The sequence below is a fragment of the Porphyromonas pasteri genome (assembly GCF_014647755.1).
In the GTDB taxonomy this organism is placed as follows: domain Bacteria; phylum Bacteroidota; class Bacteroidia; order Bacteroidales; family Porphyromonadaceae; genus Porphyromonas; species Porphyromonas pasteri.
Genome location: NZ_BMPU01000002.1, coordinates 76,602 through 98,811, shown reverse-complemented (window position 1 = coordinate 98,811; position 22,210 = coordinate 76,602). Strand labels below are relative to the sequence as shown.

General features: G+C 56.9%; 16 protein-coding genes. 6 read left to right on the top strand and 10 right to left on the bottom strand.

From position 1 onward, the window contains the following. Window positions 1-1,063: 1,063 nt before the first annotated feature. The 5 genes from IEX77_RS03920 to IEX77_RS03900 all read left to right on the top strand — a co-directional run bounded on the left by IEX77_RS03920 (window position 1,064) and on the right by IEX77_RS03900 (window position 7,975). Entirely contained in the window at window positions 1,064-1,204 is a 141-nt protein-coding gene (locus IEX77_RS03920; RefSeq protein WP_156429980.1) for a hypothetical protein, read from the top strand. A gap of 429 nt (window positions 1,205-1,633) precedes the next feature. Then, window positions 1,634-1,774 (top strand): hypothetical protein, encoded by a 141-nt coding sequence (locus IEX77_RS03915; RefSeq protein WP_188807815.1) that lies wholly within the window; start codon window positions 1,634-1,636, stop codon window positions 1,772-1,774. A 59-nt stretch (window positions 1,775-1,833) separates the two neighbouring features. After that, window positions 1,834-4,350: a hypothetical protein gene (locus IEX77_RS03910; protein WP_188807814.1), complete on the top strand. Its 2,517-nt coding sequence runs from the start codon at window positions 1,834-1,836 to the stop codon at window positions 4,348-4,350. A gap of 417 nt (window positions 4,351-4,767) precedes the next feature. Then, the gene (locus IEX77_RS03905) at window positions 4,768-5,436 is read left to right on the top strand and encodes a hypothetical protein (RefSeq protein WP_188807813.1); all 669 of its coding nucleotides are present in this window, start codon (window positions 4,768-4,770) and stop codon (window positions 5,434-5,436) included. A gap of 805 nt (window positions 5,437-6,241) precedes the next feature. Beyond that, window positions 6,242-7,975, top strand: a complete 1,734-nt coding sequence (locus IEX77_RS03900) for a hypothetical protein (protein WP_060935455.1) — start codon at window positions 6,242-6,244, stop codon at window positions 7,973-7,975. Window positions 7,976-8,048: 73 nt separating this feature from the next. Here the strand turns inward: IEX77_RS03900 and IEX77_RS03895 are convergent, their stop codons facing one another. The 10 genes from IEX77_RS03895 to IEX77_RS03855 form a co-directional block, all read right to left on the bottom strand. Then, window positions 8,049-9,704 carry a ComEC/Rec2 family competence protein gene (locus tag IEX77_RS03895; protein WP_188807812.1) on the bottom strand — a complete coding sequence of 552 codons (1,656 nt, stop codon included), beginning with the start codon at window positions 9,702-9,704 and terminating at the stop codon, window positions 8,049-8,051. Continuing rightward, window positions 9,652-10,320 (bottom strand): ribulose-phosphate 3-epimerase, encoded by a 669-nt coding sequence (rpe, locus tag IEX77_RS03890; protein WP_188807811.1) that lies wholly within the window; start codon window positions 10,318-10,320, stop codon window positions 9,652-9,654. Before rpe ends, IEX77_RS03895 begins: the two co-directional genes overlap by 53 nt. A 42-nt stretch (window positions 10,321-10,362) precedes the next feature. Further along, a complete protein-coding gene (locus tag IEX77_RS08485) occupies window positions 10,363-10,491 on the bottom strand; it encodes a hypothetical protein (RefSeq protein WP_255344659.1) in 129 nt (42 codons plus the stop codon). Window positions 10,492-10,618: 127 nt separating this feature from the next. Next, window positions 10,619-11,596, bottom strand: coding sequence for an SPFH domain-containing protein (locus IEX77_RS03885; RefSeq protein WP_188807810.1), 978 nt, complete (start codon window positions 11,594-11,596; stop codon window positions 10,619-10,621). A gap of 23 nt (window positions 11,597-11,619) precedes the next feature. Continuing rightward, window positions 11,620-12,072 carry an NfeD family protein gene (locus tag IEX77_RS03880; protein ID WP_060935458.1) on the bottom strand — a complete coding sequence of 151 codons (453 nt, stop codon included), beginning with the start codon at window positions 12,070-12,072 and terminating at the stop codon, window positions 11,620-11,622. 373 nt (window positions 12,073-12,445) lie between these two features. Next, window positions 12,446-15,133, bottom strand: a complete 2,688-nt coding sequence (gene porW / locus IEX77_RS03875) for a type IX secretion system periplasmic lipoprotein PorW/SprE (protein WP_188807809.1) — start codon at window positions 15,131-15,133, stop codon at window positions 12,446-12,448. Continuing rightward, a complete protein-coding gene (locus tag IEX77_RS03870; protein ID WP_188807808.1) occupies window positions 15,085-15,915 on the bottom strand; it encodes a metal ABC transporter permease in 831 nt (276 codons plus the stop codon). Before IEX77_RS03870 ends, porW begins: the two co-directional genes overlap by 49 nt. Window positions 15,916-15,941: 26 nt before the next feature. Beyond that, window positions 15,942-16,403, bottom strand: coding sequence for a phospholipase (locus IEX77_RS03865; protein ID WP_156795182.1), 462 nt, complete (start codon window positions 16,401-16,403; stop codon window positions 15,942-15,944). A 362-nt stretch (window positions 16,404-16,765) separates the two neighbouring features. Next, the gene (locus IEX77_RS03860; protein ID WP_188807807.1) at window positions 16,766-17,938 is read right to left on the bottom strand and encodes a porin; all 1,173 of its coding nucleotides are present in this window, start codon (window positions 17,936-17,938) and stop codon (window positions 16,766-16,768) included. A gap of 37 nt (window positions 17,939-17,975) precedes the next feature. Further along, window positions 17,976-19,271, bottom strand: coding sequence for a histidine-type phosphatase (locus tag IEX77_RS03855; RefSeq protein WP_188807806.1), 1,296 nt, complete (start codon window positions 19,269-19,271; stop codon window positions 17,976-17,978). Between the two features lie 762 nt (window positions 19,272-20,033). On the opposite strand from IEX77_RS03855, the gene IEX77_RS03850 reads away from it, so the two are divergent. After that, entirely contained in the window at window positions 20,034-22,163 is a 2,130-nt protein-coding gene (locus IEX77_RS03850) for a glycoside hydrolase family 97 protein (RefSeq protein ID WP_188807805.1), read from the top strand. Window positions 22,164-22,210 lie beyond the last annotated feature (47 nt).

Sequence of the window (22,210 nt, the reverse complement as noted above, 5' to 3'; positions counted from 1 at the left end):
CTGTCCTTTTTGCTCGGCAAAGTTAGGAATTATTTTTGATAGAGCCAAGCCCCTCGTTTCGCTGCGCCACGAAGTGCGCCTTCATCTTGGGGCTGCTTGGCGGGGTGCCAGGCATTTCCCTACCCGAGTTTGCTAGTTCCTGTCGTGAGGGTAGGGAGGTCTGTGATACTGCTATCTATAAGGCTTTGCACGGAAGTGGGGGAGCGAACTCACATTAGGAGGGGCGAGTAACCAGTACTGGTTAGCGTCGTGACCAGTAGTGGTCAGCGTTGCGACCAGTACTGGTTGATATAGGTGACTAGTACTGCTCCGCTCGGAGACCAGTACTGGTCACTTTTCTACCCTCGTGAAGGTGTGCTCCTGTCGGGTGTGGGGAGAGGAGAGTGCTGTGTGCAGGAGGTGCATCCGTCTCTGTTTGAGAAGGGGGCGGTCTGATGGATAAGGCGGGGCGCAAGGAGTGGTGCTATGATGTTGGTTTTCACTATATTTGTGCGAATATTCGCCATGGGAGGAGTTCGTGCCCTTCGAGCACTCCGCCATTGTCTCTAAGCCATGCTGTTCACCTTCGCATGGGCATCACCAGCGTACCTCCCTATTGTTTTAATCTCATTGTGATATATGAATACACCCACGAGCAAGCTTCACTACGAAGCCCCGTCGGTCGACTGCTTTAAGCTGAGCTCTCCGCCATTGGACCTCTGCATACAGTTCTCGGGTGACGCCGACTTCGAAGACTTTGAGGAAGGGGATCCCCTTTAGTAGCCCCCCTTCTCCAGGCGTGCGACAGGTGCGCCTGATTGATGACTAGCCCCCTTTGCCTCGGGATAACCCGGGCGAAGGGGGCTGGTCAATTGTTAGAATGTGTGTATCTTTTTATCATTCTATAGATAGAAATAATTGCTCAGATACCCGACTTTGATTATCTTTGCGTCCGGTTAATTTGCAAGATGTATCCTCTCCACGGTCCTCAAGGTGCCGCTTTTGCGATTGAAATGGTGCTATTTGTCTGGGCACTTGGAGGCTCAAGGAACCACTCTTTGATTGAAAGAATATAATTATAGTTATGAATAGAATCGATTCAAAGCTTCAGTATGAAGCACCCGCTGCTGAGGAATTTGAGCTCAGCTCTGTTCCCATGAACATCTGCATCCAGTTCTCTGGTGACGCAGATTTCGAAGACTTCGAAGAAGGAGAAGCCCTCTAAGGGCCCTCTTTCCCTCGAGGGATAAGAGTAGCGAAGGCACGATAAGTTAGCTCTCATCGCAGAGCCCTTCAGATATTGAGGCGCTGCAGAGTCATCCGACTCTGCAGCGCCTTGTTTTACACTTTGCTCTTGATGATGGTGGGCTTTTCTTGGGAGGTATATGCCTGATCTGTAATATGTATGTGGGGCGTTGAGGTGCTGAAAGGTGCGTATATAAAGGGCTTCTGAAAGAATTTTATTAATAGACATGCAAATAATTGTTCAGGTGTAACGCTTTGATTATCTTTGCAACGCAATTACAAGGGAGGGTATTTCCTCATTGGCACTTTTGGTGTCGCGCTATTGCCTTTTAAGCGCTGACATTTATCCAAACACAAGAGACTTTTAGGGCTCTCTCCCCTTCCGCCCAAACAGTATTAATTTGATAGTATGAACAGAATCGATTTCAAGCTTCCCTACGAAGCGCCTATCGCTGAAGGCTTCACGCTCAGTGCTGCACCTCTGAATATCTGTATCCAGTTCTCTGGTGATGCAGATTTCGAAGACTTTGAAGAAGGCGAAGCCCTCTAAGCTCCTCTTCTCAGAGTCCCTCTATTATTTCTACTCCGGAATATTTCAACAAGAATTCAATGAAGCTTAATTTACTCAAGTCGTCTGCCCTCTTCTGTGGTCTCTTCCTCCTTGGCGCTTGTGCCCAGGAAGCCCCTCAGGCAGACAACAAGACGGTACTCGAGGATGGTCCTCGTGTAGCCGTACCTATCGAACTCGAGGTATCCGTTGATGCCTTTGATGCTCCCAAGTCTCTTGATCAGGAAGCACGCGCCTATACGGGCGTCAAGACCCCTATCACGGTCAAGGATGGTAGCAAGAAAGAACTCAATGACGACCTCTCCGACTCCTCTGTAGCTCAGAAGGTGCTTACGCGCTCACGCGCTAAGTTCATCGAGAAGAATCCTACCCTCGATGCTGTCGTCAAGATTGACGTTAAGCCAGCGGGCTCCGCTACCCAGACCTATATCGGTCAGGCTAAGATGGAATACAGTCCTACGAAGGATAAGTACACCTTTGGTGGTGATATCGAAATCCCTGAGACTGTGATCAATCAGGCGAAGGCCTCTGGTTCGACCACCACCATCACGCTCTATGCTGGTGGTGAGTACGATGAGGCGAGTGGGACCTTCAAGCTCTCGTCAGTAATGGAAGAGGTGAGCCTCAGGGATCTTGGCACGACACCTATCGAGCTGCCTATCCTTTATAAGTCGGCTCCCGTTGCCTTTAAGGTGGTGAATGGTGCTCTTAAGCCTAACAATAGCTCGTCTGTTGGGACGCTCAAGCCCCTTGGGTCGCTCCTCTTGGTGACCTTCCGCAACAACATGCAGCAGACTGTCTCCTTCGATGGGATCAACGTTGTGTCCAACTCCTTCTTCGGGCCTAACAACTCAAACAAGAAGGCCGTCTACAACATCTCGACGGGTGCCTTCTCCAATGTTGTGAGCTACGAGAGCTCGCATACTAAGTCCTCGACGGGTGGCGCTGGCTATACGTACTTCTATAAAGACTTCTCTTCGGGCCACTCTTCACTTCCTGGCGGTGGTATCTCGATTGCTTCGGGTGCACGCTCCGACAAGGCCCTTGTCTTCTGGGGCTTCCACACGGGTGGTAGTACGGCTGTATCGGGTCAGAACATGATGAAGTTCGGGGACGGTACCGCTACGGAGGCAAACACCTGTGCCCCCTCTACCTCCATCCTGCACGTCTACGGGCAGAATGTCGAGGTCGCAGGTCGTACGCCAGATCGTCCTAACTATCATATTGCTCCTATTGGTGGTGCCAACCTCACGCCTCAGAGTGGTAAGGCCTATACGCTGAACTGCGAGTTCTACGAGCAGCCCCGTCAGATGCTGGGTTACTTCGCTAAGGGCTACATCTACAAGGAAAATAATTCTACGTGGAAGGACTATAACTTCGATGGCAATGGCTCCAATGACCCCAATGTCTATCTGAAGAAGAGTCCAAGTGCAGGAAACGGTTTTAAAAATTATGGTAAGGACGACCGCAAGACCACTGCAGATAACATCCTCCTTGTCAACTCCATGCAGGCTGCTGAGGCGCGAGGTGGGGTTACGACCACTAAGGGGCAGATGTACCTGCCTAACGAATCTTGGCTCAATCTTCTTGGGCTGAATCGCCCTCTGGAGTTCCAAGCTCCTGATAATTACAATCTGCGCTATAAGCAGCTTGTAGGCTTCACGCCATCTATGCGTGGGCAGGTCGTCCCAGCACAGCTCCCCTACAAGGATGATCCCTCGGCATCGACCCCCTTCCTGTCTAAGGGCTTCGTCTATGCGGACTACCATGCCGCTAGCCAAACACTCCCAGCCGGAGGACGTGCTGTAGTCTATCGCCAGCTCTACATGGAGCCCCGCAATAGCTCGGGCTACCAGCCTCGCAGTAAGTACCAGACGATTATGCGTACCCTGACCACTGGTCAGTGTATCTATGTTGAGTCCGAAGCTAGTGGCTACAACATATACCCCGGTACGCTGACTATGGAGTCCCTCTATGTCGGGAAGTACTTTGTCGGTAATGTCATGACGACTCCGCTGTACGTCGATCGTGGTGCTGCACAGCCCTTCCTCTATGCAGAGAGTGGGGATGTCTTCTGGCACAATGCTGAGGTCTCCCGTGACCGCGTTGACCGCGCTACGCTCAATGTCCCCACCTTTGACTACAATCAGATCAGTGAGTCCGAGATCTTGAAGGATGCTGGTAAGGCAAGCTTTGAGACGAAGACCAAGGCAGCTCCTCTGATGAACCATTGGTGCGATGCTGCTGACTATGTCTGGTACTCGAAGATTATCGGTAAGGATGCCGGTACGGTCAATAGCGTCATCAGTACGAGTTCGAGTATCATCGAAGGGGATGGGAATCAGATCAACAACCGTATCTATGGCTTCGCCAATACTAGGGGTGGTGTCTGGGTGCTCACCCAGCGATATAACATCGTCCACTATGGAAATCGTCAGCAGAGAAACGCTGAGCCTGGAATTCTCAGAGGTCGTATGCGCACCTATACCTATCAGGTGCTTCGCCCTTACTCTACGAAGTATCAAGGTAACGAAGGCTTCCGTAACAACAACGACTAAGCTCTCTACGTAGAGTCCCTCTTATAAGCGAGGCGCTGCCGAGTCATCCGACTCCGCAGCGCCTCGACTGCTTGTATCCATCGCCTCAGCTATACTGGGCCGAGGTGCACTGATGCTGTGGTATGCTTGACTTCACGCCCAGATGGATCGTCCTAAGAGTAGGGGTGTAGAGCCTGCTCGTCTCGTGGAATTAATGGTGTGTGAATAGTTGCCTGTATCTGTTGCTTCAATTACCTTTGCTACACAAGATACATATGTATGCGTAGGCTCAGAGCCGTCATCGTGTGTATGCCGAGCAGAGGAAGTTACTCTGCTTCGCACGTCGCAGGCTGCATACGAGCAAGCCCCTTGCTGGTATCTCCCCTTCCCTGACTCCCTATCCGCATATATGGTCTCCTATCAATAATTAAATATCCTATGGACGAAATTTCCAAGATCACATCGGTGCTCACCGGAGGAGCGCTACCCGAGGGCTACAATCCCAAGGCGATCGAGAAGCTGGCCAAGCAATTTCAGAAGCTCAGCGAAGCACGCGTCATCCGGAACTATCCCATTCGTCGCTTCAGCTATGACGAGAGCTTCTACAGCGTCTATGCCTTCCCCATCAAGGGCACAGAGATAGCCCAAGAAACGCTGCAGCAGATCAAGGCCACTGTCGCCACGCTTGATTATGGACCTATGCGCTACGACTCGATGATGGGTGCAGGTCCGGACTACTGGACGCTGGAAACCGAGACGGGGAAGCACACTAAGGTATATGCCAAGGAGCCGACAGCCATCTCGATGATCAGCGATGCCTTCGATGGGGTCGTCATCTACACGCTCCCCGAATATGGGGTCTCTTACAAAAAGGCTGCACTGCGCCAAGACATCCCCTACGTACTCTTCGGGAAGAAGGGCGAGCCTGACGGGTTCAAGCTACAGCCCATCACGCAAAGCGACCTCGGACTCCCCGCCTCTGAGATCACTTATGAGGGCCACACCCCAGACCCAGAGTCCCCAGAAAGTGCTCGCTATCAGTTCATATTCAAGGTCATCATAGCGATTGTACTCATCTGCTACCTCATCTACCGCTACCTACTCTAAGGTACTCGCCTAATAGGTAGAGCGACTCTATACAAACTCCAAGTACAGGTACGACCCTCTGATGATATCCATATCGCCAGAGGGTCGTACCTACTTTTTTCTCGTCCCATACCCCTTTCCCCGAAGGGATGGTGTGCACCTATATGGGTCGGCGGGTGAACTTATATATAGGTTGTTGCTCCGCGTAGGGATAAAAGTTGCGGACGAGTGGCAGATAAGTTGAGGCTACGTACGTGGCTCTAATATCTACGTGCGTGGATATTTGGATTGACGTGCCTGGTCTTTAAGACTACGTGCATAGATAGAGAAAAGCCACTACGTGAAGGCGCTTTTTTCTTCGTGAGAATGGCACTTTTCCCTCCGCTGGATAAGAGGAATACGTGCGATAAGGCAAAGGGCTTGTGTATCTCTTCGGAGAGGCATATCCCCCAGTGCTGGATGGGACGAGATGCCGCAGACAGCAGTTTATCAGACGGCATATCGCATCATTCCGTGAGAGAGAGCGGATCGGGAAAGAGGGCAGATACCTACTGCTCGGTATTTTGCTTTGGGCGGGGATAAAGGCTTGTATTTCTTCACCTTTCTGTGTACGTTTGCACTACACAAGCGAGCGTAATCCTGCACCGACCAGAGCCCCCTATCTGCGGGGCTTCACAGTGGTGCTTCCCTTCCTCTTATCTCATCTCTTCCTCCCCTCTCTGAGCCTCCGCTGCGGAGCGCCTACGAGTAACCCTTGATTAAGGAACTTTATCTATATTTGTAGTGGAGTCGTTTTGACTTCCACTATTAACCAACCCCATAAGAAATGTTACAGGAATTCACCCTCAACCGTGGTAGAGCGATCATCAACTTTACCTCGAAGTACTGCGACAACCGCCGCAAGATCCTCACCAGCTACGCCTATGGGCGTGTCGTCGAGTCCTTCATCGCCCACCTGCGCAGAGACAACCCCGTCATCTATGAGGCATTCATCCAGGGCTTCCGCGATGAGGACGAGCTGATACGTGACTTCATGGAGGTCATCCGCCTACTGAGCGTCTGCAGCGTCGAAGAGATCCTCGAGGTCAACAATAAGTATGCCCCCTTCTTCAAGGACCGTGACCTCTTCCTCGAGGTCGTTGAGCTCCTCTATCACTACTGGCGCCGTATGGAGCGTATCGCCGTCGTCCACAACCAGCGTCAGGGAGATGGTGTGCAGAACGTCCGCTTCGTCCAGGCCTACGAGCTCTTCAACGAGCTGATCCTCTCCATCTACCGCCGCACGAAGGAAGTCGTCAATGGCTTTGCAAGCAATGTCTACCGCCAGACGACAGCCGGCGCTAATGCCGGGCTCATCCTCTTAGATGCCCCATGGAACTACCCCGTGGAGTATAAGGGTCTCTCGGCGATCCCCTTCATCAACTCCATCGTCATCAACCCTCCCTACGTCACCTATACGAAGAAGAATACCCGTGACGGTATCTTCCGTGAACACACGATCAACCCCGTAGCGAACATGATCCTCAACGAGGATGAGTGGTTCCTATACCCCGCTAAGGTCGGTGACCTCCTGGCCTTCGTCTACTTCCACAAGGACTTCATGTGCCACGGCCTTGGACTGGCCAACCTCTTCGAGCTGGCGCAGGAGGATGAGTACGTCGGTAAGAAGCCTGATATGATCTATATCTTCGGCTATCCCGATGGGCACGAGGAGAAGCGCACCTTCTACTACAAGGACAAGAAGAACGATATCCTCATCGGCTACGCCAACTACTGCGATGAGATCGACTACTTCGGCTACATGAAGAAGATGCTCCTCACGCTGCACAACATCAAGCAGATGAGCCGTGGCAACCTCCCCATCCACGGGGCTATGGTCAATATCATCCTGAAGAATGGCCGTGAGGCGAACATCATCATCATGGGCGACAGCGGTGCTGGGAAGAGCGAAAGCCTCGAAGCCTTCCGCACGCTCAACGAGAAGTACATCCGCCACATGCGCGTCATCTTCGACGACATGGGCTACCTCCGCCTCTGCGATGATGGCGTGGTGCGTGCCTACGGTACGGAGATCGGTGCCTTCGTCCGCACCGACGACCTCGATCCTACCTACGCCTTCAGCCAGCTGGATCGCGGGATCTACACGAACCCCGATAAGGTCAATGCCCGCGTCACCATCCCCATCTCGACGTACGAGCTGATCTCGAAGGGCTTCCCCGTCGACTACTTCCTCTATGCGAATAACTACGAGGACGTAGAGAAGAAGATCACGCTCTTCTCCGATATGGACGAGGCTATCAAGGTCTTCGAAGCTGGTGCACGTCGTGCCAAGGGGACGACGACTGAGCAAGGTCTGGTCACCTCGTACTTCGCGAACCCCTTCGGCCCTGTGCAGGAGCAGGAGCTGGCCGGTCAGCTGATTCGCCAGTTCTTCACCTCGCTCTTCGAGCACCACGTCAAGGTCGGGGAGATGCACACCGGTCTGGCTGTCGAAGGCCTGTCGAAGACCGGCCCTCGCGCCGCTGCCGAAGAGCTCTTCAGCATGATCAACGAGGACTAAGGCACTCCGCCTGATCTCCTGATACAATACGCCCCCGCAGACGCATCGTCGGTCTGCGGGGGCGTATGCTTTATTAGTAGGCCACTGCGGGTAGCTCTTCCCGATAGAGACGGTAGCCGAAGAGCGCGAGGGCAAGGAGGAGGTAATAGAGGAGGAGTGCACCGAGTCCCAGCGGATAGTGGAGCATGAGCGCTGGGATACCTTCGGCAAGTGCCACACCCTCCCGCATCAGCCCTGCGCCCCATTCCAGTGGGGCAAGGAGTCCGCTCGGTGCCGTCCCGATGAGAGGGAGAAGGAGGAAGATGAGGAGGCTCGTAGGGATAAGGAGCGCCGAGAGCGGTACGACAAGGAGCGTCGTCCAGAGGAAGGCCAGCGAACTCTCACCGAAGAGATAGAGGCTCAGCGGTAGGAGGAGGGGCTGTACGGCGAGTGTCATCGCAAGGAGCGCCCACAGATAGCGCAGAAGAGGCTGCCGTAGCTCGCCAAGCAGTCCCTCAATGGGGCGGTAGAAGAGACGTATGCTGATGAGCGCGAGATAGGTCATGAGGAAGCTCGCACTGAAGAGGCTCGTCGGGGCATAGAGGAGCTGAAGGAGGGCGGGCAGGGTGAAGACCTCGAGGAGGCAGACGGGGCGACGCAGGAGGCGGAAGCCGAGATACATCGTGAGCATGCCCGCAGCACGTAGGGTAGGGATGCTCGCTCCCGTGAGGAGGGTGAAGGCCCATGCGGCAGCGAGGAGTAGGGTGCACCGCAGCCTGTCTCTTCGCCTCACGTAGGGTATGTAGCGTAGAAGTAGGGTCAGCGCCCCGATGACAACAGCTAAGTGGAAGCCACTCACCGCTAAGAGATGCGCTACACCGCCCCGCACGAAGCTCGCACTGACCTCCCTGCCGAGTGCATCGTGACGCTTCTCGCCGAGTGCCATCGCGATGAGGAGGTGCTGGGCATAGGGGCTGAGTGCGCTCGCTTGGATGCGCGCAGTAAGTCCATCTCGGAGCCTGCGGGCATAGCGTGTAGGGGCGTGGAGGAGGAGCGTACCGCTGGGTGTCGGTTGGTAGGCAAGGATATGGGCACGACCAAGAGCGGTCACGCCTTCGCTCGTGAGGTAGCGGGTATAGCCCTCACGCTCGGTGGGTAGCTCACGGACATAGCTTAGCCTGTCAAGACTGAGGGTAAGGGTATCGCCCACCCGAATAGAAGCACTATCGGGCTGCGTGCAGGAGAGTTGGAGGAGGGTGGTGGGGATATGGCCTTCGCCTAAAAGGCGGATGCGCAGGCGGAGCGTGGCGTCTTGGACTTCCTCCTCTTCGGTGAGGACGGCGCGTAGAGCTGTGTGGAGTGGTAGCCTCACTTCGGTGATCGCCTTGATGCTGTGGGCGTAGTAGAGGCGTGCTGCGAGGATCAGCAGGAGCGTGAGCCCAAGACGGAGCGCACGGGTACGGCCTACTTGCGCCACATAGTGGCTGAGGCGCGTGCCTTCGGCGAAGGAGACGAGCGCCCCATAAAGGAAAGCTCCTCCACCACAGAGGGCCAAGCCGAGGCTCAGCGCTCTGTGGGGGAGGAGCTCTGTGGAGAGATAGCCGAGGAGGAGGATACCGAGGGCGAGGGTGGTGTAGCTACGGCTCACGGCCGTGACCACCGAGGCGACGAGTCCCCGCTCGTAGCTTAGACGAAGCCTATGGACGAGAGAGTGCCTTGAGGCTACGGATAGCGGCCTTGGGGTCTTCATGCGAGAAGACATAGCTCCCTGCCACGAGGACGTCGGCGCCAGCCTCTACGAGGGCGGCACCCGTCGAGGCGTTCACTCCGCCGTCGACTTCGATGAGGGTAGAGAGTCCGCGCTCATCGATCATACGGCGCAGGCGCTGGACCTTGTCGATCGTCTGAGGGATGAACTTCTGACCACCGAAGCCGGGGTTGACGCTCATCAGGAGGACCATATCGAGGTCAGCAAGCACGTCGACGAGGAGCTCTACAGGTACGTGAGGATTGAGGGTCACTGCGGCCTTCATCCCTGCGTCCTTGATCGCGCCGATGGAGCGGTGCAGGTGTGGGCTGACTTCGTAGTGGACGTTCATCGTGTCGACCTTCAGGGCTGCCAGCTCGCGGACGAACTTCATAGGCTCTACGATCATCAGATGCACATCCAGCGGCTTCTCGATGATGGGGCGGATGGCCTCAAGGATGGGGAACCCGAAGGAAATATTGGGCACGAAGACGCCATCCATGACGTCGATGTGGAGCCAGTCGGCCTCGCTCTGGTTGATGAGGCGCACGTCCTCCTCCAGGCGAAGGAAATTCGCCGAGAGGAGCGAAGGCGATATGATCGCCTGCTTCTTGCTCATGGGTCTGGAGTGAAAGGGGGGGGGTGAGGGAAGGGAGGTAGTTTAGAAGAGCGCAGCTAAGAGGCGCAGCTGACGAAGCGTCTCTTGGTGCCGAGGCTGTGTGCGCTCGAAGACTGTACGGGCAATAAGATTGAGTTTTTCTTTGTCAGTACGGGGGTAGGCTTGTTGCATAAGCAGTTTGGGATAATGAATGGATAATGGATGCCCTGGGGTAGCACCACGCTGGGGCGTACCCCAGGGCATAGATATAACGTAGTGTCTTCGAGGTCTATTATCCCCCGATGGACGTCTGAGAGAGTTACTTGAGGAGCTCCTTGATACCGCCGAGCGAGGAGAGTACGCCGGAGGCTTCGTATGGGAGGTAGACGGTCTTGTTGTCCTGCCCAGAGGTCATCTCCTTGAGGGTCTCGAGGTAGCGGACAGCGATGAGGTACTGGGCGGGATTGGCGCCTGAGCCTTCGACAGCCTGAGCGATCTTGCGGATGGCCTGAGCTTCGGCTTCGGCGGTGAGGAGCTTGGCTTCGGCCTCGGCCTTAGCGTGGAGCACCTGAGCTTGGCGTTCCCCTTCTGCGTGGTTGATCGCCTGCTGCATGCGCCCTTCGGATTCGCGGATCGTGGCTTCCTTCTGCCCTTCGGCATTGAGGATCTGCGCGCGCTTGTCACGCTCGGCACGCATCTGCTTCTCCATGGCGTCACGGATGTCGCGGGGAGGATTGATATCCTGCAGCTCGACGCGGTTGACCTTCACACCCCACTTGTTCGTAGCCTCGTCGAGGATGATGCGGAGCTTGTTGTTGATGGTGTCGCGGCTGGTGAGCGTCTCGTCCAGATCCATTTCCCCGATGATGTTACGCAGGCTCGTCTGGGTGAGCTTCTCGATAGCGTCGGGGAGGTTCTGGATCTCGTACATCGCACGCATGGGGTCTACGATCTGGAAGTAGAGGATCGCGTTGATCTCGGTGACGACGTTATCCTTCGTGATGACGCTCTGGCGGGGGAAGTCATAGACGGTCTCACGCAGGTCGATATTCGTGATCTCGGTGAAGCGCACGAGGGTCTGCCCGTTGGCTCCTGGCAGCGTGTAGCGCCAGCGCATAGGACGTGGACGGTCGATGAAGGGGATGATGATGTTCACCCCAGAGGACAGCGTGCGGTAGTAGCGGCCGAGTCGCTCGATGATGACCGTCTGAGACTGCTGGACGATGCACAGCCCCTGGTAGATGGTGACGATAGCCAGGACACCGATGACGATGGGGATAATGAACTCAATAGGCATGGTAGAGGAGAGAATGAAGGTGATTATTGAATAGGCTCGACCTGAAGGACGAGGCTGGTATAGCCTGTGATACGGACTTCGCTCCCTGCGGGGAGGTCGTGGGCGACGGAGGAGATAGCACGCCAGCTATCGCCGTCGACAGCGATGCGGCCACCACCATCACCTACCTTGATGGCTTCGCTCACGAAGGCCTTGCGACCGATGAGGGCATCCATACCCGTCTTGGTGTCGCGGGCAGCGAACCAGCGTGCCATCAGGGGCTTCAGCAGCCACAGGGCAAGGAGGCTACCGACGCCGAAGAAGATCGCTTGGATGAGCCAGCTTCCGCCGAAGAGTGCCGGGATAATAGCCAGAAGGGCCCCCACGCCAAAGCAGGCCAAGATGAAGCCTGGCGTGATGACCTCGAGGGCGAAGAGTATGAGTGCGGCGACGAGCCACAGCTGCCATACTGGAAGGAGGGAGATGAATTCGGGCATAATCGATTCGGTCCTTAGTAAGAGAGGTGTTGTAGCAAAGTTAGCCAAACTTCCCTACTATTCCTATAGTTAAAGCTTCTTCGCTTTCGCGGTGGAGGAGGGGGAGGGAAGGGCGGTCGGGAGAAGAAAAGTGGAGGGTCTGTAAGTGCTTATTGTAGAGCGAGGTGGGAGGAGGCGTAGAAGAGGGGAATTGCGACCAGTACTGGTCTGCGATCGAACCAGTACTGGTCACCCATAGGAAGCAGTACTGGTCACCGCACGAAGTAGTATTGGTCAGACGAGTGACCAGTACTGGTTGATTTTTGAGGGTGCAGGCCTTCCACCTCGCTCCGTGAGGGGGGCGGGGAAGAGGTGTAGGGAAAAAGGTCGGGGATTATTCGCCGAGGAAGGCGCGGTAGTCGGCGAGGGTCTCGCGGGTGAGGAGGGGGCGGTTGGCGGCGCTAAGGGGAAGGAGGAGCGAGCCTTTGGGGAGGGCGGGGAGGAGCCCCGTCGCTGAGGTAGCGCGCTCACGGAAGGTCTTGAGGTCGCTCGCTGTGGGGAAGCCTTCGATGAGGTAGCCCTTGAGCCCCGTCTCCATGGGGAGCGGGCTGACCTGGAGCGTCCACTGCGTGAAGTGCGAATAGGCGAAGCTCATCAGCGCGAAGTACACCTCGTGCCGCGGTAGGCTCCCCTCGGGGTAGAGGAGCACGAGGCTGATGACTTCTCCCGCTGCGGGTTGGGCGAAGGTCGTGGCAGGCCCTTCGGTCTCACTTATCCCCTCGGTGCTACCCATCACGGGGCGAGTGAGGCGGGGCGGAGTGGTGAGGGTGCGCCCTGCGCGTAGGGCGGCGAGCAGGCTCGAAGCGTAGGGCATCAGCGGGGTCTCGGGATAGCGCTGGACGAAGTCCTCCAGGCGCTTGCGTAGCTGGATCTCTTGTCCCGCCTGCACCTCGGTGAGGGCGGTGAGGAGGAGTGCCTTCGGGCGCAGGTCTTCGTCGTGATAGGGGAGGGTGTCCAGCTCGGTGAGGTACTCGCGTGCACGGCTGACATCGCCCGTGCAGTAGGCCTTGTAGGCGGCATCATACAGCTCGGTGGAGCGGTTGGCAAGCCTTTGGAGGGAGTGTCTGAGCTCGGGCGAATGGAGGAGCTTCGCACGGGGAGAGTTGGGGAAGAGGCGTAGGTATTCCCTGCGTAAGCCTTCGGCCTCGGCATCACGTCCCTGTCGGAGGGCGAGGAGGATCTGGCGGTAGGCGACTTCTTCCCGTTCGGCGAAGTGGGGGAAGTCCCTGAGGAGGCGCGTGTAGAGGGCGCCTACCTCATCGAGGCGCTGGAGCGGATCATCGAGGACGGATGCCATACGGAAGAGGGCGCTGGCGAGGGTGTCCGTCAGTGCTTCGCGTGCTTTGGGGGTAAGGGGAAGGCCACGGAGGTAGGCCTCACGGCTTCGGCCTCTATCGGGTGAAGTGGCATCGGAGGCGCCTGCCTCCTCGGTAGTGGTGGGGGCTACGGGTGCGGCATCGAGGGCGCGCAGACTGCGGTTCCAGTCGTCGGTGAGCGGACGACTGCCCCAGCGCTGGCGGAAGGCGATACGGCCGAGAGCGATCTGCTGAGGGTCGTCGAAGTAGAAGCCCGCGGAGGTGCTTCGTGGGGTCGTGGTCGGTTCGTCGAAGGGCGAGCGAACGACATCACCGAGATCGTGCACTTTCTCCCCCGAGGCTTCGGCACGAGCGATGAGGCTATCGATGTGGCGCTCCAGCTGGTCGGCAGGGAGTGCTGCGAGGCGAAGGAGGCTGTCGGCACGATGGGCGGTGCGTGCGTGAGGGGCGAGGAGGCGAAGCCCGGGGAGGAGGCGCTCCACCGTGGCGTAGTGGGGGTGCTGGCGCTGGAGGAAGGGGAAGGCCTTCTCGAGGGCTTCGGCGGACTCTACGTAGTGCTGGTCTTCGAGCTCCAGCAGGCCTAAGCGGGTGTAGGCTTCGGCAGCCGATCCACGCAAGGTCTGTGCCGAGTCGATGCTCTGGCGTAGAGCGATGCGGGCGGCTTCGCGCTGGTTGGAGGCAAGGAGCGCTTCGGCCAGGGCGAGGTAGATGGCGGAGCGGTGGGGGGCGTAGCGGCATAGACGTGCCAGACGCTGCAGGCGATGGATGCCCGCCTCGCTCTCGGTGGTGAGGGCAAGGGTACGGAGCTGGGCAGCGAGCTCAAGCGCTGGCTGGGGGCTTGTGTGCTCAGCACGGGTAAAAGCTGCCTTCGCGGCCTCGCGTTCGCCCTGAGCTTCGAGGATCTGCCCGATGAGGAAGGAAAGGCGGGCACGCTGTAGGGCGCTCTTCTCCGAGCGGGCGAGGACGGTGAGGTGCGTGAGGGCGGTGGAGTCTTCTCCACGGGCAAGGGCAAGTTCGGCCGCTGCGGTATGGTAGAGTAGGGGTGCGTGGCGGAGGACTTCTCCCTCACGACGGGTGGCGTGCTGCAGCTCCTCCTCGGCATCAAAGAGCTCGCCACGCAGGGTGTAGAGACGGCAGAGGTAGAGGCGGGCGACGTCACGCACCTCGGGCTCGGTGGCGTAGCGTCGGAGGATGTCGGTGAGGGTGGTGTGTGCTGCGGGGAGGTCGCCGCCATAGAGCTGACTGCGGGCGATGAGGAGCCACGCCTCGGCGAGGGCAGGATTGTACTCGGTCTTCTCCTGCATACGCACGGCACGAGGGTCTTGGCGCCAGTGGGCAGGGCGAGCGGGCTTGCGGGAGATGCTATGCTCTTCGATGGCCTTCGTGGCCTTCTCTATGGTGCGGGAGAAGCGGGGAGCGGTGCCTGGTATCGTGGCGCGAGCGAGTACGGGATCGAGCGGCAGACGGAGCGTGTAGTCGTCGGTCGTGCCGTCGAGTGCGGTCTGATAGGTGGTCTGGTACGCCTCGCGAGCGTTGTAGAGGACGTTGTAGCGCGTGACGAAGGCTTGCCACGTGCGGGAGCTCGCGGTATTCACGCGTCGGGAGCATGCCCCGAGGAGCGCAAGGAGAAGGAGAAGGGAGCCGAGTGCGCGGGGGCTTAGCCTCGGGCGTGCTGGGCCCTGCGTCGTGTGATGGCGCTGAGACATTTGCCGAGGGCAAGGAAGAGGAAGAGCAGGAGGATGATCAGCACACCCGAGGGGACGCTGATGAGGTAATAGCTTAGGAGCAGGCCGCCGACGTTGGCGATGAGGCAGAGGACGATGGAGCCGCAGATGATCTTGCGGAAGTCTGCCGTGAAGAGCCCGATAGTCGTCTGGGGCAGGGTCAGGAGGGAGAGGAGGAGCATGATACCCACCGAGCGGATCGTCAGCACGAGGCTCACGGCGACGAGGATGAGTAGTCCACGCTCCCACAGCCCGACATTCATGCCGCGTACACGGGCGAAGTCGCGGTCAAAGGCGGTATAGAGTATCTGTCGGTAGCCGACGCTGAAGAGTGCTATCAAGAGGACGGCAAGGAGGGCGAGGGCGATGAGGTCGCCCGTCGTGACCAGCAGGATATTCCCGAAGAGATAGGCGGGGAGGCTGGTGGCGTAGCCGGGGGTAAGCGTCATGAAGAGCACGCCGAGGGCCATGCCGAGTGCCCAGATGCTGGCGATGGCGGAGTCCTCGCGGATGCCTTCGGTACGGCTGAGCTTGCCGATAGAGAAGGCGGCGAGGATGGCTGCACCCGCAGCAGAGAGGATGGGATTGATGCCGAGGTAGATGCCGAGTCCTATCCCACCGAAGGAGGCATGCGTGATACCGCCACTGACGAAGACGATGCGTCGCACGACGATATATGCCCCCACGATACCGCAGACGATGGCGGTAAGGAGGGATGCCGCAAGGGCGTTTTGGAAGAACTGATAGGCGAAGATACTCGGCATGGTGTCGAGGTCGGTGCGCTGGGGACTTAGGCTGCGGGGCTGGGCTCGTGACGGCCGACGATGGCGTGGTAGTCGCGGTTCTCCCCGACGATGAGGTAGAGCTCGGGGCGGAGTGTCTCGGGGAACTCGACGCCGCGCAGCTGGAGGCTACGCACCCAGGCGGGTACTTCGTCGGCATCGAGCGTGAGGAGGACGTCGCGGAACTCCTCGACTTCGCTCTCCTTGTAGGCGCTGGCGCTGCGACCCTTGAAGCGGTCCAGCTCCTCGTCATCGAAGTACTCGATACGCTTGCTGACGGCAGCCAGCAGGCTGTCGGTCTCGCAGGTCAGGTGGTTGCCGCAGCAGCCCTCTCCGTGGGGTAGCTCCTGAGGCTCAGGCTCGATGACCTCGCCACGGGCGATGCGTCGGGCCTTGAGGTACGACTGTATGGTGGCTGCGAGAGCAGCGATGGCGCCGAGGACGGCGAGAGCGATGACTATGACGAGGATACTTCCCATTGAGAGCTAAATCAAATGTATTCGTGAGTAAACTATGCTTAAGCATAAGTATATCTATGCAAAGATAGTTCATTCGTGAGGACCGAGCCTCCGTGGGGAAGGGGTGGATGAACCTATATTGGTCGGTGGGCTGACCTATATAGAATGATGCTGCGACCAATATAGGTCAGCCCGCCGACCAATATAGGTTCCGAAATCGCCTTCACATTAATATGGACACCATAGGCGCTGAGAGCTTGGCGTGAAGCCCTGTAGATGGGGGCTATACTCCTATGGGAGAGAAAGAAAGCGGGGCGGGGCAACGACTCAGTTGCCCCGCCCCGCTGCGGTATCGTGTGTGGTCAGCTACGCACTTAGAACATATACTGCACGCGGAGCTGTAGTGCGTTGACCTTCTTCGTGTCGGACTGGCCCCACTGCTTGACCTGCATATGGTGGTAGTTCAGACGCAGTGCGACGTACTTATTCCAGTAGTAGGAGAGGCCGGCGCTGTAGTCGGTCATCTTACCTGCACCAGCCATGCCTGCGATGTTTAAGCTCGTCAGCGCATTGTTGTCGATGAGGTCGAGGAAGCCGTAGCCGAGCATAAGCTCGAGGTTGCCAGAGTTAGGAGAGTCGATCCCCGAGGTGACGTAGTTGTACTTATAGTCTACGGGGTTGATGATCATCCCACGGGCAGAGACGTAGAAGCCCTTGGTGTCGTAGGCATTGCCTCCGACGCGATTCACGTGCGACCAGTAGTACTGGCTGCTGACCTGGACGTTGTGGAAGATCCCCTGGAACTCGGCCGTGAACTTATTCTCCCAGCGGGCATCCGTCAGGTCGAGCGACATAGCGTTGCGCTTGTCGACGGCCGTGAGGTACTTCTTCGAGTAGGCGATGTGCGAGCCGCCCTTGAGGTCGGACTCGGACTTTACGTGCATACCGCTGAAACCGATGTGGAAGCCAGCCCCCTCGGTCAGCACGGGGCGCCAGACGAGACGGCCCGCTACGGTGTAGCCCTGTGCGCCCTTGTCGGTGCTGGTGGTGAGAGCGGAGTTGTCAGCGAAGGCACCATACTGCCACCAGATATGGTCGTTGGAGATGGTATGCATGATACCGATACGACGACCTGGCTGGTAGACGTTGGCTTCGGGCTCATCGAGATACTCCTTGCTGGCAGAGCTGTAGGACGAGGAGAGGCCGAAGGGCACGGTGTAGTGACCGGCGCGGATGAAGTTATTCTTGTTGAAGCTATACTGCAGGTAGACGTCCTTGAGGGAGACCTTGTTGTTCGTGAAGGAAGCATCTCCACGGAAGTACCAGTTGTCGCCGTAGTACGCCTTGAAGCCGATGCGCATATCGCGGATACCGATCCCATCGTTCATCGTACCGTCCTGCGTCTTGGCAGCTTCATTCTGCGAGTAAGTCGCAGCGTCGAAGAGGGCACGACCCGTGACCTTGACCTCGACTTTTTCCTGTGCATTTGCCGCAGTCAGGGCAGAGAGCGAAGTGACTGCGATGAGAAGACTATGCTTGATATTCATGTGTTAGTAACTTCTTGCTTAGGGTGAATGGAGGGGCTTAGAGAGTGTCCTCGATCTTGTCGTAGGCACGGATGGCCTGGAGGAAGCGGCCGTTGACGTCGCTCAGCAGGTAGAGACCATCAGCATTGCGCTTGAGGCCCTTGAGCTGGAGCGGATAGATCATCGGGGGATTCTGCAGGTTGAGCTGCTCGATGCCCCGGAGCTGCTGGGTCGTCTGGTAGACGATGTTGATGTCGCAGTAGAGCTTGCCGTCTTTGCCTTCGAACTTCTCGAAGACGACCTTGCTACCGATAGGGGTCTTCTTCTCGATGGAGTTGGGGAGCTCGTAGGGCTCTACGTCGAGGGCTGCCGTGACGGAAGCGATGTTAGAGTCGTGCCCGCAGAGGAAGGAGAACTTACGGCCCTTGGCGTTCAGCTCATCATACATATAAGTAAGGAGAGGGTGGGCGACGTTGACAGCGACGATGGGTGCAGCGAAGAGTACATCACCGTAGACGTCCTTGATACGTGCGATCTGTGTCCAGTCTTCGAGCGAAAGGTCGTGGCCGAAGGCAGCCTTCTTGGCATCGGGCTCTTCATAGTACTGGAGGATGAAGGCGTCGGAGCAGGTGGTGGCGTCCTTGAGTGAGCCCTTCATGCGAGGCTCTTCGCCACGCTCGAGGAGGATCTCGGTGTTGTAGTTGTCGAAGGAGCAGAGCTTACCTTCCTTGCAGGCGGGGGAGTCCTTGAGGTCGAGGGTAGAGGCGGTGATCTCGTAGGCCTTCTTGAGGTCCTCGTTGATGCCGCGGATACCACGCTTACCGCCCATAGCAGCGATTTGCTTGAGGGCTTCCTTCTTGAAGGACTCGCTGATCTTCGTCAGGCGGGGGAAGAAGACAGGGTCCATCTTGCTGGGGACGTAGCGGTGGTTGACCTGGATGTCTGCTACGGGGAGGAAGGCGGTGGTGAAGTAGCGTGCTGTGGCGATACAGCGCTGCATGCTATTAGCGTAGATGTTTACTTCGTCTTTCGTGGGGTTTGCGTTTTCCTTGAAGAGGCCTGCATCGACGGCCCATTTACGGAAGTAGAGGCCGAACTGATTTTCCAGTGCGCCACCGCGTGAGGTGAGTTCGCTTGCGCCAGCGGTCCATGCGAACCAAGGGTGCGTGGTGACCTGCTCGAGAAGGCTTCCCTTGGTGGAGAGTGGGGCGCGGATGTTGTGACGGCTCAGGATGACCGCCTCAGAGAGCGTGTACTTGTCCTTGAATTCTTGACTTCTCTGCTTCTGAGCAAAGAGGGAGGGCGCGACCGCGAGTAGCAAAAGTAGCGCCACTGAGTGTTTGAACTGTCTCATACGATATGATATAAATAAGTCCTCTTCGCGAGGACGTGACCGAATGCACCTGTAGTAGCTCTGCCTAAGTGGACAGGGAAGGAGAGTTCTCTCTTCCTAAATCGAGACTTAGCAAATATAGTGATATTTGACTATTCTGTATTTGAAACGGCTTCATTCTTAAAATGCGCATGGTGTTTTGCTGACCATCGTTAAGTCTCTTTTAAGGGCGGTTGATGTGCCTAAATCGGGGATGTGTATCGATCTTGTATATAGGTAGTTGCATATACTCTTGGAGGAGGGTGATTGCGACCAGTACTGGTCAGCGATCGAACCAGTACTGGTCACTAATAGGAAGCAGTACTGGTCACCGCGCGAAGTAGTACTGGTCGGACGAGTGACCAGTACTGGTCGCAAAGCCCCCTGAATACGGGCTCTGCGGAGGCGGCTGTATGAGTATATACTATTTGTATGGGGATATCGTATAAGGATCAGCACCCTTGCTGAGGACGCGCTGCCTTTCTTGATGCCATGAAGACGCCTTTTTTGAGGTGTCTACGGGTAGAGAACGGAGGTGTGAAATGGGTGGATTTTGTAAGTGTCACGAGGAAAGTAGGTGTCTTTCTTAAATTATTGATAAAGTCCACCCTCTACGGCATGAAAATATTTCTATATTTGCACTCCCTTTGGCAGAGATGCTGAGGGGGCTACGAATTGGCGTCCTGTGAAGGGATTCACAAGCATTACTACTCAAATAATATATATCGCTTAATTAACTACCGCATGAAGCAAGCAAAGCATTGGGCTGCGGCCCTCGCGCTGGTCCTGGCCTCTGGATGGAGCGCCTTGGCTCAGACGATCAGCTCGCCCAATAAGGGTCTTCAGCTGCACTTCTCTCTGAGTCAGGACGGGGCACCTATGTATCGCCTCTCCTTCGCCGATGGGCAGGAGATCATCCGTCCCAGTCATCTCGGTCTGGAGATGACCGATGCGAAGAAGTCCTTCGACAAGGGCCTCGAGGTCACGGACACGAAGGAGTCGACCTTCGATGAGACCTGGAAGCCTGTCTGGGGCGAGGTCAAGTCGATCCGCAACAACTACAACGAACTGCTCGTCACGCTCAAGAAGAAGAGCAACGGCGATCCCATAGCTATCCGCTTCCGTCTCTTCGATGACGGGCTCGGCTTCCGCTATGAGTTCCCCGGTGGCAAGGATCGTAACTTCTATGTCGTCAAGCGCGAGCTCACCGAGTTCGCTATGACGGGCGACCACAAGGCGCACTGGATCCCCGGTGACTACGACACTGAGGAGTACGACTACCAGCACAGCCGTCTCTCCGAGATCCGTGGGCTCTTCGACAAGGCCTTCACGGAGAACTGCTCCCAGACCGCCTTCTCTAAGACGGGCGTACAGACGCCGCTGATGCTCAAGAGCGATAAGGGAGTCTACATCAACCTCCACGAAGCAGCACTCATCGACTTCCCAGCGATCAACCTCGATCTGGACGACAAGACGATGACCTTCCGTGTGGAGCTGACGCCTGACGCACAGGGCAACCGTGGGCACATCGAAGCGCCCTTCAACACCCCTTGGCGTACGGCTATCGTCAGCCGTGATGCACGCGATATCCTCGCCTCGAAGCTGACGTACAACCTCAACGAGCCTTGTGCCTATGAGACGACCGACTGGATCAAGCCTATTAAGTATGTAGGTGTCTGGTGGGAGATGATCACGGGTAAGAGCACTTGGGCGTACACCGACGACCTGCCTTACGTGAAGATCGGTGAGACCGACTACTCGAAGGTGAAGCCTAATGGCAAGCACGCTGCCAATACGAAGCACGTCAAGGAGTACATTGACTTCGCCGCTAAGCACGGTTTCGATGCTGTCCTGGTCGAAGGCTGGAATATCGGTTGGGAAGACTGGTTCGGCAATAGCAAGGACCGTGTCTTTGACTTTGTCACTCCTTACCCCGACTTCAACGTCGCTGAGCTCCGTGACTACGCTAAGAGCAAGGGTGTGAAGCTCATCATGCACCACGAGACCTCCGGCTCGGTCACGAACTACGAGCGCCACATGGAGAAGGCGTACAAGTTCATGGGTGACAACGGCTACTCCGCTGTCAAGAGCGGCTATGTAGGCAACATCATCCCCCGCGGTGAGTACCACTACGGTCAGAGCATGGTGAACCACTACCTCCACGCTGTCAAGGAGGCTGCTAAGCATAAGATCTCCGTCAATGCCCACGAGTCCGTCCATATGACGGGTCTCAGCCGTACCTATCCCAACCTCATCGCGCAGGAGTCGGCACGTGGTCAGGAGTATCAGGCCTTCGGTGGTAACAAGCCTAACCACCTCACCGTACTGCCCTTCACCCGCCTCATCGGTGGTCCGATGGACTACACGCCTGGTATCTTCCAGATGGATGTCAACAAGTACAACCCCGACAACAACTCCCACGTCAACACGACGATCTGCAATCAGCTGGCTTGCTACGTCACGATGTACAGCCCCCTGCAGATGGCAGCTGACCTGCCCGAGGTGTACGCCAAGCACATGGATGCCTTCCAGTTCATCAAGGACGTAGCTGTCGACTGGGACGACACGAAGATCATCGAAGCGGAGCCAGGTGAATACATCACCATCGCTCGTAAGGCGAAGGACTCTGACAAGTGGTTCGTGGGTAATGTCGCTGGCTATGATGGCCATAAGTCAAGCTTCACGCTCGACTTCCTCGATGCAGGCAAGACCTACACCGCTACCATCTACGCTGATGGTAAGGGCGCAAACTACAAGACCAATCCCGAGGTCTACACCATCCGCAAGGTGCAGGTGAAGAAGGGCAGCAAGCTCTCGCTCACCTCTGCTCCTGGTGGTGGCTTCGCGATCTCCATTATTCCTAATAAGAAGTAAACACCGAGGTCTCCGACCGCCCTCCACAGCTCTACTCACAGAGAGTC